Genomic DNA, 12,854 nt, shown 5'->3' on the forward strand with positions numbered 1-12,854 from the left:
GGACATCAGGAGCCATGCGCAGCATCCGAGCCGCGGCCATAGGCGCCGTCACCATGTCACTCGCCCTTGCGGCCTCGGCCTGCGGCGGCGGTTCGCAGACGGGCGGAGCAGCCGGCGACTCCCCGAAGACGCTCACATACTGGGCTTCCAACCAGGGCGCCAGCATCGAGGTCGACAAGAAGGTCCTCCAGCCCGAACTCGACAAGTTCGAGAAGCAGACCGGCATCAAGGTGAAGCTGGAGGTCGTGCCCTGGTCGGACCTGCTGAACCGGATCCTCACCGCCACCACCTCCGGTCAGGGCCCCGACGTCCTGAACATCGGCAACACCTGGAGCGCCTCACTTCAGGCCACCGGTGCTCTGCTGCCCTGGGACGCCAAGAACTTCGACAAGATCGGCGGCAAGGACCGGTTCGTCGACTCCGCGCTCGGCTCGACCGGTGTCCAGGGCGAGGACCCCGCCGCCGTGCCGCTCTACTCGATGGCCTACGCGCTCTACTACAACAAGAGGATCTTCGCCGACGCGGGCATCTCCAAGCCGCCCGCCACCTGGGAGGAGCTGGTCGCCGACGGCAGGAGGATCCAGCAGAAGGGCAAGCAGGTCCTCGGCGCCGAGGGCTCCAACGTCTCGGAGAACATCCACCACGTCTTCGTCTTCGGCAAGCAGCACGGCGCCGACTTCTTCACCGCCGACGGCAAGCCCGACTTCACGAACGACGGTGTGGTCGCCGCGGTCAAGCAGTACGTCGACCTGATGGCCAAGGACAAGGCGATCCCGGCCGGCAACGCCGAGTACGCGCAGAACCAGTCCGTGAGCGACTTCGCCAAGGGCAAGACGGCGATGCTGCTGTGGCAGTCCGCCTCCGCCAACCTGAAGTCGCAGGGCATGAGCGAGGACCAGTACGGCATCGCGCCGGTGCCCGTACAGTCCGGCACCCCCGGAGCCGGCACCCAGGTCGACTCCATGGTCGCCGGTATCAACCTGGCCGTCTTCAAGAACACCCACAACCCGGACGGCGCCACCAAGTTCGTGAAGTTCATGACCGGCGACGAGGAGCAGAAGATCCTCAACAAGGCGTACACCTCCATCCCGCCGGTCGGCTCCGCACAGGCGGACCCCGCCTTCAACACCCCGGCGAACGCGGTCCTGAAGGAAACCCTCGCCCGGAGCGCCACCGCGCTGCCGCAGGTCGCGGACGAGTCCCAGTTCGAGACCACGGTCGGCACCGCCGTGAAGGAGCTGTTCGCCGACGCCGCCGCGGGACGCGCGGTCACCACCGAGTCGGTGAAGGCGAAGCTGCAGAAGGCCCAGCAGCAGATGCCGACGAAGTGAGCACGGACACCGTCATGACGACCACTGTCACCGCGGCGGCCGACGGACGGACCGTGTCCAAGAGCTCCCCCGGTGCGGCGCGCGGCCCGCGCCGCACCGGGCGGATCCAGCGCATCGGACTGCCGTATCTGCTGCTCCTGCCCGCCCTGCTCCTCGAACTCCTGGTCCATCTGGTGCCGATGGTGATCGGCATCGTGATGAGCTTCAAGGAGCTCACACAGTTCTACATCCGGGACTGGGGCACCGCCCCCTGGACCGGTCTCGGCAACTACCGCGTCTCCGTGGACTTCGACGCCCCTGTCGGCGACGCACTGCTGCACTCCTTCCTCGTCACCGTCGGCTTCACCCTGCTGTCGGTCGCGCTGTGCTGGCTCATCGGCACCACCGCCGCCGTCTACATGCAGGACACGTTCCGCGGCCGGGGCCTGCTGCGCGCGCTGTTCCTGGTGCCGTACGCGCTGCCCGTCTACGCGGCCGTCATCACCTGGGTGTTCATGTTCCAGCACGACAACGGCCTGGTGAACCATGTCCTGCACGACCAGCTGCACCTCACCGGCAAGCCGTCCTTCTGGCTGATCGGCGACAACAGCTTCGTCGCCCTGCTCACCGTGTCGGTCTGGAAGGGCTGGCCGTTCGCCTTCCTCATCGTCATGGCCGGACTGCAGCACATCCCCCGCGAACTGTACGAGGCGGCCGCACTCGACGGCGCCGGCATGTGGCAGCAGATCCGCCGCATCACCCTGCCGTCGCTGCGGTCCGTCAACCAGGTGCTGATCCTGGTGCTGTTCCTGTGGACGTTCAACGACTTCAACACGCCGTACGTGCTCTTCGGCAGGGCGGCCCCGCAGGCCGCGGACCTCATCTCGGTCCACATCTACCAGGCGTCGTTCGTCACCTGGAACTTCGGCACCGGCTCCGCCATGTCCGTACTGATGCTGCTCTTCCTGCTGGTCGTGACGGGCGTGTACCTCGCCGCCACCTCGCGCGGACGGAGGGCCGCCGATGCCTAGATCCCCGATGGCCCCGCCGCGTTCCTTCCTGTGGTCCCGGCGCGTCTTCCTGACCCTGCTGACCGGGTTCGTACTGGTGCCGGTCTACGTCATGGCCTCCAGCTCCCTGAAGCCGCTCGCCGACGTCTCGGGGAAGTTCCGCTGGCTGCCGAGCGGACTGACGATCCGCCCCTACATCGACATCTGGTCGACGGTCCCGCTCGCGCGGTACTTCGTGAACTCGCTCATCGTGGCGGGCGCGGCGACGATCTGCTCGGTGCTGATCGCGATCTTCGCGGCCTACGCGGTGAGCCGCCACGACTTTCGCGGCAAGCGCGTGTTCACCGTCACCGTGCTGTCCACGCAGATGTTCCCCGGCATCCTCTTCCTGCTCCCGCTGTTCCTGCTCTACGTCAACATCGGCAACGCCACCGGCATCGCCCTGTTCGGGTCCCGCGGCGGGCTGATCCTGACCTACCTCACCTTCTCGCTGCCGTTCTCGATCTGGATGCTCATCGGGTACTTCGACTCGGTGCCGCGGGATCTGGACGAGGCGGCGCTGGTGGACGGCTGCGGACCGCTCGGTGCGCTGCTTCGGATCGTGGTGCCCGCGGCCGTGCCCGGCATCGTCGCGGTGGCCGTCTACGCCTTCATGACCGCGTGGGGCGAGGTGCTCTTCGCCTCCGTGATGACCAGCGACACCACCCGCACCCTCGCCGTCGGGCTCCAGGGCTACTCCACGCTCTACGACGTGTACTGGAACCAGATCATGGCCGCCTCGCTGGTCGTCAGTGTTCCCGTGGTCGCGGGCTTCCTTCTGCTGCAGCGCTATCTCGTCACCGGGCTCACCGCCGGAGCCGTGAAGTGACCAACCCCCCTATTCACGAGAGGGCTTCCGTGTCCGAACGCATCGACCTCGCCGCGCTCCCGCACGACTTCCTGTGGGGTACGGCCACATCGGCGTACCAGATCGAGGGAGCCGTCGACGAGGACGGCCGCTCGCCGTCGATCTGGGACACCTTCTCCCACACCCCCGGAAAGATCGACAACGACGACCACGGCGATGTCGCCTGCGACCACTACCACCGCTGGCGGGAGGACATCGCGCTGATGAAGCAGCTGGGCACCAACGCCTATCGACTGTCCATCGCCTGGCCCCGGGTGGTTCCCGGCGGCGACGGACCGGTGAACCCCAAGGGCCTGGCGTTCTACGACGCGCTGGTCGACGGTCTGCTGGAGGCGGGCATCACCCCGTCGGTCACCCTCTACCACTGGGATCTGCCGCAGGTGCTCCAGGACCGCGGCGGCTGGCCCGAGCGGGACACGGCCGAGCACTTCGCCGCGTACGCGTCGGACGTCGCCGAACGCCTGGGCGACCGCGTCACCCACTGGGCCACCCTCAACGAGCCCTCGTGCTCGGCCTGGATCGGCCACCTCGAGGGGAAGATGGCCCCCGGTGCCACCGACCTGACCGCCGCGGTCCGCGCCTCCTACCACCTGCTGCTCGGCCATGGCCTCGCCACCCGTGCGATCCGCGCCGCGGCGCCGAACGCCAAGGTCGGCATCGTCAACAACCTCTCCACCGTCTTCGCCGCGACCGACCGTCCCGAGGACGTGGCGGCGGCCCGCCGCCACGACGGCCACGTCAACCGCTGGTGGCTGGACCCGGTCCACGGCCGGGGCTTCCCGGCCGACATGCGGGACGTCTACGGAGTCGAACTCCCCGAGCGCCCGGGAGACCTGGAGACGATCGCCGCGGACTTGGACTGGCTCGGCCTGAACTACTACTTCCCGGCCACCGTTGCCGACGACCCGGACGGCCCGGCCCCCCGCGCCCGTTCCGTGCGCCGCCCGGGCGTACCGCGCACCGGCATGGACTGGGAGGTCGACCCGACCGGCATCGAGACGCTGCTGCTGCGCCTCACCGACGACTACGGCGCACGCCGGCTGTACATCACCGAGAACGGCTCCGCCTTCCCCGATGTGGTACGCCCCGACGGCACCGTCGACGACCCCGAGCGCCAGGAATACCTCGTGCGGCACCTCGCCGCCTGCGCCTCGGCGGCACGCAAGGGTGCCCCCCTCGCCGGCTACTTCGCCTGGTCGCTGCTCGACAACTTCGAGTGGGCCTACGGCTACGCCAAGCGCTTCGGCCTCGTCCACGTGGACTACCGCACCCAGGTCCGCACCATCAAGGGCAGCGGACACCGCTACGCGGAGATCGTGCGCGCCCATCGGGGGCGGGCGCGCAGGGCCGCCTGAGCCACGCCTTGCGCCCGGGGCCGGGCCGGCACGTCAGAGCCGGCCCGGCCCCGGAGGGCACGGACCGGCACCAGGCGGCCTGACCGGCTGCGGTCACTACCGTGGTAGCTACGTTCACTACCCCTAGTAGTAGTCACCCCAGTCGTCATCGTCGTCGTTGACGAGACCGCTGTGGTAGGCGTAGTAGTCACCCCAGTCGTCGTCGTCATCGTGCACCCAGCCGCTCTGGTGGGTGGGGGTCTGGACGGAGGGCGGCGCCGCAGCCGGGGTGCTCGCCATTGCGACTCCGCTGCCCGCCACACCGGCCAACAGCATCGTTCCGGCGACCATTGCGACCCTGCGTCGGACGATCGTCATCGTCTTCTCCTTCGTCTGAGGGGCAAGGATGCCCTTTTCTCCCAACCACCCCAGCCTGCGCCGAAGCCGCTGAGAGGACGCTGAGAGGACGGCGGCCGAAGGTGCCCCGCACCGGCGCAGGGCCCGTTTCGACGCGCAGAGGCGGCGATGCCTTCGTAGGGTGGAGACGAGGTCGGAGATGCGAGTGCTGGTGATCGAGGACGAAAGAGGACTCGCCGCGGCGATTGCTGATGGGCTCGCCGAGGAGGGCTTCGTCACCGATGCCTCGTACGACGGCGTGGACGGCCTCTGGCGGGCCGTGCACGAGCCGTACGACGCGATCGTCCTGGATCTCATGCTGCCCGGCCTGTCCGGGTACGAGGTCCTCAAGCGGCTGCGCGCGGCCCGTGTGTGGGCGCCTGTGCTCATCCTCACCGCGAAGGACGGCGAGTACGACGAGGCGGACGCCCTCGACCTCGGCGCGGACGACTACCTGAGCAAGCCCTTCTCCTATGTGGTGCTGGTCGCCCATCTGCGGGCGCTGTTGCGCCGTGGTGCCCCCGCCCGGCCCGCGGTGCTCGCGGCCGGGGACCTCGCCCTGGACCCCGCACGGCGGCGCTGCCACCGCGCGGGCCGCGAAATCCCGCTGACAGCGCGTGAGTTCACCCTGCTGGAATTCCTGCTCCGGCACCCCGACGAAGTGGTCAGCAAGACCGACATCCTCGACCACGTGTGGGAGGAGAACTTCGACGGCGACACCAACGTCGTCGAGGTCTACGTCGGCTATCTGCGCCGCAAGATCGACGCGCCGTTCGGCCGCCGGACGATCGAGACGGTCCGTGGGGCGGGGTACCGGCTCCACGGCGCCGGGAGATGACCGCGTGCGCGTCCCCGTCCCCGAGTGGTGGGCCCGCCGCTCGCTGCGTCTGAAGCTGACCGCCGCGGCGGCCCTGATGATCGCGGCCGCTCTCGTCGGCGCGGCGTCACTGCTGGTCGTCTGGCTGCGCGCCAGCCTCGTCAGCGGACTCGACCAGACCGCGTTCCAGCAGGCCCAGGTCATCGCCGCGAACCAGGAGGACGGCGACCTGCCCCGCATCCTGCCGCTGTCCGGCGAAGGCGACACCGCGGTCCAGGTCGTCGACGGCGCGGGCGCGGTCCGGTCCAGCTCGGCGAATGTGGCGGACGAGCGCCGGTTGTTCACCTTCGCCCCTTCCACCTCCGCCGCCCCGCAGGTCCACACCGTGCACGACGTGCCCCTGGACGGGGCCGAAACCTGGCGTGCGGTGGCCATGCCCGCCCGGACCGACGGGCAGCCGCGGACCGTGTACGTCGCCGTCCCGACCGCCCCCGTGGACCGCAACCTGGCGGCGCTCACCGCGGGCCTGGCCATCGCCGTGCCGCCGGCCGTCGCCCTGCTCACCGCCGTCGTCTGGCTGCTGACCGGCCGGGCGCTGCGCCCCGTGGACGCGCTGCGCGGCCAGACCGCCGAGATCACCACCTGTGACCTCGGCCGCCGCCTGGACGTGCCCCCTGCCGAGGACGCCCTCGGCAGGCTGGCCCGCACCCTCAACGACCTGCTTGCCCGGCTCGACGTCGCCACCCGGCAGCAGCGGCAGTTCGTCGCGGACGCCGCGCACGAGCTGCGCAGCCCCCTGAGCAGCCTGCACACCCAGCTGGAAGTGGCGGTGAGGCACCCCGGTTCGGCGGCCTGGGAGACCCGCGGCCCCGCCCTGATCGAGGAAAGCGAGAGGCTGTCCCGGCTCGTCGACGACCTGCTGCGGCTGGCCCGCCTCGACGCCCGGCCCAAGCTGCGCAAACGCCCCGTCGACCTGGACGAGATCGTCTTCGACGAGGTCTGCCACGCCCGGCTGCACACCCCCCTCCTCATCGACCGGCACGCCGTCGGTGCGGCCCGCGTGTACGGCGACGAGGACGCCCTCGCCCGTGTCGTGCGCAATCTGCTCGACAACTCCATCCGGTACGCCGTCGACCGGATCGACGTCAGCCTGCGCGTCCGTGACGGCACCGCCTGTCTGGTCGTCGCGGACGACGGGCCGGGTATCCCGGCCGCCGACCGCCGCCGTGTCTTCGACCGCTTCACGCGCCTGGACGGGGCCCGCGCCCGGGACACCGGGGGAAGCGGCCTCGGCCTGGCGATCGTGCACGACATCGTCGCCGCCCATAACGGCCGCGTCGACATCGAGGACAACGCCCCCGGGGCCCGCATCGTGGTGCACGTGCCGGCCACCGATCTGTGACCCGACCGACAGCTCTGCACCGGTGCCGTCCGTTTAGCATGAAGGGCCGGAGTGCGGCAGCGACCACGTCGGGCCGACCGGGCAAGTTCACCGTTTCGTCACAGAGTGGCCATCCTCACAACCGACACGACCGTGCGCCGGTCTAGTTGACAGAGGCCGCACGACACGCGATAGGGGAGGCCGGTCATGAGGGAGATACGCAGACGGGGAGCCGTGGCGCTGGGCATCACCGGGCTGGTGGCGCCGCTCACACTGGCGCTCGGCACCGCGCCCGCGCAGGCCGCGAGCTGCACCACGCAGACAGGGCCGTACCAGAAGCAGGTCGAGAAGTTCCTCGGCCGGCCCGTCGACGGCAGGCAGTCGGCCGCCGACTGCAAGGTGATCCAGGCCTTCCAGAACAGGCACGGCATCACCCCCGCCATCGGCTTCGCGGGTCCCGTCACATGGGGCGTGATGGACCTCATGAACAAGCAGAAGGCCGTCGGCAACAAGCCCGACAGGGACGGTAAGTGCCCCGTCAACAAGGGCCGCATCGCCTGCGTCAATCTCACGCTCCAGCTCAGCTGGATCCAGGACGGCGGCCGCCTCGTCTACGGCCCGGTGCCGGTCCGCACCGGCCGCGACGGTTACGAGACCCGCACCGGCCTGAAGAAGATCTACTGGCGGCACATCGACCACGTCTCGAGCGTCTATCACGTGCCCATGCCCTACAGTCAGTTCTTCGACGGCGGGCAGGCCTTCCACTCGGTGGGTCTGAGCATGTGGAACCCGCCGGGATCGCACGGCTGCGTCAACATGACCACGACCGACGCCAAGAAGTACTGGTCGCTGCTGAAGACCGGTGACGACGTGTTCGTGTACGGCCGCAAGCCGGGCACCTGAGAAGTGAGCAGCTTCACGGTCCGAAATGCCCGAAGGCGCCGGATTACTCACGGCGCCTTCACGTCTGGCCTCGTATGCTTCACGGCATGTCCACCACTCCCGAACCCGCAGCGGAACGCTCCGCCGACGAGGTCAACGAGGAGATCCGGGCACTGTGGTTCCGGAGCGGCGGGACGCTGAGCCTGGAGCAGCGGCGGGAGTACCAGCGGCTCGTCATGGAATGGGCGGTGGCTTCCTCCCCGTCCTCCACGACAGCGGCGTGACCGCCCCGCCCGGCCCCCGGCACCGTCAGCCCCAGGTGCCCGAGTAGGCCCGGCGATAGGCGTTGCGCTCCTGTTCCGTGCGGATGTAGCGCGTGGCCACCAGGGCCACCAGGCTGCCCGCGATGACCAGCAGGCCGGGCCCGATGTTCCGCGGGTCGGTCAGCCGGGAGAGGAAGCCGCCGGTGGCGTCCGCGCCTCCCATCTGCTGGACCGCGCCGGGTGCCGCGGCCCCCGGCGCAGACGATCCGGGCGCGATCGCCGCGCCGGCGGAGGCCGAGGCGGACGGGGCGGCGGAGGTGCCCGAGGCCGCACCGGCCGACCCCCGCGGCTGCCCGGTCAGCCGGACTCCTAGCGCGGCCATCGCGTTCGTCAGCGGCTGGAAGAACGTCGTACCGCCCGACTGGCAGTCCCCGCTGCCGCCCGACGTCACCCCGAGCGCGATGCCCTCGGAGAACAACGGACCGCCGCTGTCACCCGGTTCCGCACAGACCGTGGTCTGGATGAGGCCGGTGACCGTGCCCTCCGGGTAGTTCACCGTCGCGCCCAGCGCGGTGACCTCGCCGTCGTGCAGTCCGCTCGTGCTGCCGCTGCGGAAGACCTTCTCGCCGACGACCGGGTCCCCGGCCGCCGTGATGCGCACCCCGCGCCCGCCGCCGATCGCCACGACGTTGTCACCGGGCGTCTGCTGGCCGTTCTCGTACCGGATGAGCGAGAAGTCGCCGTTTCCGGGGAACTCCGACGACACCGTCCGGCCCAGCTGTGTCCGCCCAGTGTTGTCCGAGAACCAGAGCGTGCCGCCGGGCCCGCAGTGACCGGCGGTGAGGATGAACTCGCTCTGCCCGTTCGTCACGTTGTAGCCCGCCGAACAGCGGCCACCGGTCGAGAAGACGGGCTGGGCGCCGTTCACCCGGGTGGTGAACCTCCCCTGGGTGCGTTCCATCCGCACGAAGTCCCCGATACCCGCGGCCAGTTTCGTCATCCGCGACCAGTCGGACGCGGAGACGGTTCTGTCCCCTTCGACCACCACCTCGTTGGTGCGGTAGTCCACGACCCATGCGGTGCCCGGAACCTTCGGGGCGGAACGCAGGCTGCGCGTGGCCGACTTGAGCTGGTCCATGCTGTGCCGCACCATCTTGGGCCGTGCCCCGGCCGCCTTCACCTCGGCGGCCGCGGCGCTGTCGGTCACGGCGACGACGGATGTGCCGTCGTCGGCGACCCAGCTGCCCGCCGTGCGCGAGGAGCCGAGTCGTGACACGAGATCGGGACCCGGCCGGGAGGCGGCCCGCGCGGACGTTCCGCCGGGGGCCTGTGCGCCGGACGGTTCGCTCGCCAGGGCCTGGGTGACCATCAGACCTCCCAGGAGCACCCCGCCGAGGGCCGCTGCGCGCGCCCCACGCCGGACGATCCGTCGTCGTGCATGCCTCATCCCTGGCTCCGAACCCCGAACGGCACGGCGTCACCACCGCTGGGCGCTCATCTCGTCGAGCGCCCTCACTCCATACGTGCGCCCGCCCCGCCGCGTTCACCAACCGAAGCCGGTGATCACGGCGTTGGCGCGGTCGAGGGTCTTCATCAGCAGCGCGCCACTGCGTTCGTCGCCCCACAGGGAGTCTCCGCCCACATAGGGCCGCAGCAGCGACGTGAGCACCGGGTCGCCCCGTCCGTTCAGCTCGTCCGAGGCGATCTTCCGTGCGGTCCCGGCGAGGAAGTCGGCGAGCTGTACGCGCGCGTCGCGCCGCGAGTCGACCAGCCGGAACCCGACGATCCTGGTCGTCTCCGTGAGCCAGGCGATGCGCGGGGCGGTGAGCACATTCTGCTCGTCGTGCACGAGCGAGACGGGGTGCCCGCCCCCGCCCCAGTACGCCGCGGTCCGCACGATCGCCGGCACCAGGGGGTTGAGCACGGGCACGACCGAGGGGCTGCGGGTGATCCGGGCCCGGTGGGCCAGCGCCCGCTCACGGGAGCGTCCCAGCAGTGCCAGGACCTCGCCCAGGTCGTCGTGGGGGCGTGCCCGGCGCATCGCGTCGACCGTGCGGAAGAACGCCTCGACGGGCGCGTCGGGCTCCCCGTTGCTCCTCGCGCGCACCAGGTCGTTGGAGGCTGCCAAAAAGCGCCGCCACTGTTCGTCCCCGAACCGGTCACCACCCGCGCGGAAGAGCGGGAGCGCGGGCGCCGGGTCGCCCAGCAGCAGGTCCACCACCCGTTCCACCACGAAGAACGACTTCTCCACAAGCAGCACATGGGCGTGCCCGTACAGCGGCCCGGAGGCGCCGAGCAGCCACTCGAGCACCGACCGGTGCTTGTCCCGGAGCAGATGGGTCGCCTTGTACTCCTCCGCGGGGGAACGGATCCGGTCGCGGATCTCCTGGACGTGACCTGCGGCCGCGGCGAGGGGGAGATGCACGCTGGCGTGCGCGAAGACGTCGGTGTTGCCGCTCGTGAGGTTCTCGCCGTCCGAGCCGGACTCGTCGCAGGCCACTTCCCGCGGCGCTATGGCCGCCTCGGTGCGGACACCACTGTCACGATCCCGGGTCACTGTCTCGCCCCCTGCCTCGTACCGCCAGGAGGATCATCCCGCACACGGGGCCCGGCCAACCGCCCCGCCCGTGGGCAGTCCGGGACGATCAGTCCGTCCGGACGAGAAACCGCTGGTCGTCCCCGCCGGTGCACGGTTCCTCGGCCGCCTCGGCCCCTTGTGTCGTGTCGTCGTGGACGATGCCGATGCAGCGGCCACCGCGGGCCACGCGAAGCCGGTAGCCCGCGCTGCTGTCGGCGGCGGCCGGCTCGAGACGGAACAGGGTTGCCCGGGCGCAGTCGTCGCGGGGCTCGAGCATGCCCTTCACCGGTCCCGCACTCATCACCGTCAGACACCCTCTGCCCTCCCGGGGGTGATGCCACTGGATGCGGTACAGGCCTTCTCCGGCGGGTTCCAGATAGGTGCGCGGCACCGTTGTCCGGGCGCAGGGGAGTTGCACGGCGACGGCGTTCGCGTAGGCGCCGTCGCGGTCACGACCGTCGGTCAGGCAGAGGGTGGGCGTTCGGGTGGGCCGGATGGTGACCCAGCCGTCCACCACGGGCCGGGAGGCGGTCGCCGAAGCAGCCGGTGCGCCGGAACCGCCGGAGCCGCCCGGAAGCAGCCCCCAGGCCGCCAGGGCGAGCAGCGGGACCACGTGCAAGGCCGCGAGCCTCTTCGCACGGCGCCCGGTGCGGCGCGGGCGCGAGGTCGCGGATCCTTCCGCTCGCGGTGGAGCCGGCGGCGCCGTGGCGGATCCCGGGCCCGGGTCCGCCGCGGGCATGACGGTGACGTCCGTGGCGATGCGGTCCCTCGCGTCCAGCCAGGCGCCGACCCGCTCCCCGTCCCCGCACGCCCGGACGAATGCGGCCAGCAGGTCGGGGCGCGGCAGGCTAGCCCGTCGGAGCAGGTCGGCCAGCGTGCTGCGCGCCAGCATCTCGCCGTTACGGGCCGCCCGGTCCTCCAGTTCGCGATACGTGAGCCCCGAACGCTCCTTGAGCCGCCGCAACGACTCCACGAAGCCGGCGGCGTCTTCGGCTTCGTACGGCGACACGTCCCCCACGTCCCCCATGAACGTCATGGTGGTGCGGCTGCGGCGCACCACGCAACGGGGGGATTCCGCCATGCCGGCCCGGCGCCGGACGAAAGCCGGACGCGATCGTTCCGCTGTGCCATCCGGAGCTACTCGCGAGTAACTGTATACCGACAGGTAACTTTTCGGCCGCCTTACGTCCATGCTTGGACGTGAGCATGTCCAACGCGGCGACGGTCGAGGCACGCCGTCGCCGCACCGATGTGAGTGGACAAGGGAAGGGACGGGCATGACAAGACGGGGTGTTGGGCGCCGGATCGGCGCGGTCTCGGCGGTCGTGGCGCTGGGCATCGGCGGCACGGTCACCGCAGCGCAGACCGCGGCCGCGGCTCCGGCCGAGACCACCGCGAGCGTGGCCGCCGCACAGGCTTCGGGCGTCGACTACGCCACCTGGCAGGCGGATGTGAAGGCGGTCATCGACCAGGCGCTGCCGTATGTCGCGCAGCGCACCGCGAACACGGCCGGGCAGAAGCTCGCGATCGTGTTCGACATCGACAACACCACGCTGGAGACCGACTTCCACCACTGGTACCAGCTGCCGACCCCGGCGGTCCAGCCCTCCCTGCAGCTGGCGAAGTACGCGAAGTCCCGTGGGGTTTCCGTCTTCTTCGTCACCGCGCGCCCCGGCATCATCGAGGCCGAGACCCAGTGGAACCTCAAGGCCGTGGGGTACCCGGTCGACGGTCTGTACGTGCGGGATCTGCCGGACCTCTTCGACGAGGTCAGCGCCTACAAGACGAGCAAGCGCGCGGCGATCGAGGCCCAGGGCTACACGATCATCGCGAACGTCGGCAACAACACCTCCGACCTGGTCGGCGGCCACGCCGAGCGCACCTTCAAGCTGCCCGACTACAACGGTCAGTTGTCCTGACGCTCGCTCCCGCACACCCGGGCGCCGGTACGGGCGTACGTCCGTACCGGCGCCCGG

Annotated in this window: 13 protein-coding genes; 9 read left to right on the forward strand and 4 right to left on the reverse strand. The window is 70.5% G+C overall.

The features are described 5' to 3' along the window. Positions 1 to 14 precede the first annotated feature (14 nt). From LZ604_RS24380 to LZ604_RS24395, 4 genes are read left to right on the forward strand one after another with little or no spacing between them, the layout of a single operon-like run. A complete protein-coding gene (locus LZ604_RS24380) occupies positions 15 to 1,331 on the forward strand; it encodes an ABC transporter substrate-binding protein (RefSeq protein ID WP_234517586.1) in 1,317 nt (438 codons plus the stop codon). Positions 1,332 to 1,345: 14 nt separating this feature from the next. Next, complete coding sequence (locus LZ604_RS24385) at positions 1,346 to 2,341, forward strand: carbohydrate ABC transporter permease (protein WP_234517587.1); 996 nt, start codon at positions 1,346 to 1,348, stop codon at positions 2,339 to 2,341. Beyond that, entirely contained in the window at positions 2,334 to 3,188 is an 855-nt protein-coding gene (locus LZ604_RS24390) for a carbohydrate ABC transporter permease (RefSeq protein WP_234517588.1), read from the forward strand. Before LZ604_RS24385 ends, LZ604_RS24390 begins: the two co-directional genes overlap by 8 nt. Before the next feature lie 29 nt (positions 3,189 to 3,217). After that, entirely contained in the window at positions 3,218 to 4,582 is a 1,365-nt protein-coding gene (locus LZ604_RS24395; protein WP_234517589.1) for a GH1 family beta-glucosidase, read from the forward strand. Positions 4,583 to 4,705: 123 nt separating this feature from the next. On the opposite strand, the gene LZ604_RS24400 is transcribed toward LZ604_RS24395, so the two are convergent. After that, positions 4,706 to 4,939 (reverse strand): hypothetical protein, encoded by a 234-nt coding sequence (locus LZ604_RS24400; protein ID WP_234517590.1) that lies wholly within the window; start codon positions 4,937 to 4,939, stop codon positions 4,706 to 4,708. A 178-nt stretch (positions 4,940 to 5,117) separates the two neighbouring features. Here LZ604_RS24400 and LZ604_RS24405 point away from each other — a divergent pair, with 178 nt between their 5' ends. The 4 genes from LZ604_RS24405 to LZ604_RS24420 all read left to right on the forward strand — a co-directional run bounded on the left by LZ604_RS24405 (position 5,118) and on the right by LZ604_RS24420 (position 8,321). Next, positions 5,118 to 5,795, forward strand: a complete 678-nt coding sequence (locus LZ604_RS24405; protein ID WP_234517591.1) for a response regulator transcription factor — start codon at positions 5,118 to 5,120, stop codon at positions 5,793 to 5,795. 4 nt (positions 5,796 to 5,799) lie between these two features. Further along, positions 5,800 to 7,176, forward strand: coding sequence for a sensor histidine kinase (locus tag LZ604_RS24410; protein WP_234517592.1), 1,377 nt, complete (start codon positions 5,800 to 5,802; stop codon positions 7,174 to 7,176). A 186-nt stretch (positions 7,177 to 7,362) separates the two neighbouring features. Then, the gene (locus LZ604_RS24415; RefSeq protein WP_234517593.1) at positions 7,363 to 8,058 is read left to right on the forward strand and encodes a L,D-transpeptidase; all 696 of its coding nucleotides are present in this window, start codon (positions 7,363 to 7,365) and stop codon (positions 8,056 to 8,058) included. Positions 8,059 to 8,132: 74 nt separating this feature from the next. Next, positions 8,133 to 8,321, forward strand: a complete 189-nt coding sequence (locus LZ604_RS24420) for a hypothetical protein (RefSeq protein WP_234517594.1) — start codon at positions 8,133 to 8,135, stop codon at positions 8,319 to 8,321. Positions 8,322 to 8,346: 25 nt separating this feature from the next. On the opposite strand, the gene LZ604_RS24425 is transcribed toward LZ604_RS24420, so the two are convergent. The 3 genes from LZ604_RS24425 to LZ604_RS24435 form a co-directional block, all read right to left on the reverse strand. Then, positions 8,347 to 9,747: a S1 family peptidase gene (locus tag LZ604_RS24425; protein WP_234517595.1), complete on the reverse strand. Its 1,401-nt coding sequence runs from the start codon at positions 9,745 to 9,747 to the stop codon at positions 8,347 to 8,349. A 96-nt stretch (positions 9,748 to 9,843) separates the two neighbouring features. Continuing rightward, positions 9,844 to 10,857 (reverse strand): DUF3800 domain-containing protein, encoded by a 1,014-nt coding sequence (locus LZ604_RS24430; RefSeq protein ID WP_234517596.1) that lies wholly within the window; start codon positions 10,855 to 10,857, stop codon positions 9,844 to 9,846. Between the two features lie 88 nt (positions 10,858 to 10,945). Continuing rightward, complete coding sequence (locus tag LZ604_RS24435; protein ID WP_234517597.1) at positions 10,946 to 11,905, reverse strand: helix-turn-helix domain-containing protein; 960 nt, start codon at positions 11,903 to 11,905, stop codon at positions 10,946 to 10,948. A gap of 250 nt (positions 11,906 to 12,155) precedes the next feature. On the opposite strand from LZ604_RS24435, the gene LZ604_RS24440 reads away from it, so the two are divergent. After that, a complete protein-coding gene (locus LZ604_RS24440; RefSeq protein WP_234517598.1) occupies positions 12,156 to 12,797 on the forward strand; it encodes an HAD family acid phosphatase in 642 nt (213 codons plus the stop codon). Positions 12,798 to 12,854: the final 57 nt, after the last annotated feature.

The sequence above is a fragment of the Streptomyces glomeratus genome (assembly GCF_021462825.1).
Lineage (GTDB): Bacteria > Actinomycetota > Actinomycetes > Streptomycetales > Streptomycetaceae > Streptomyces > Streptomyces glomeratus.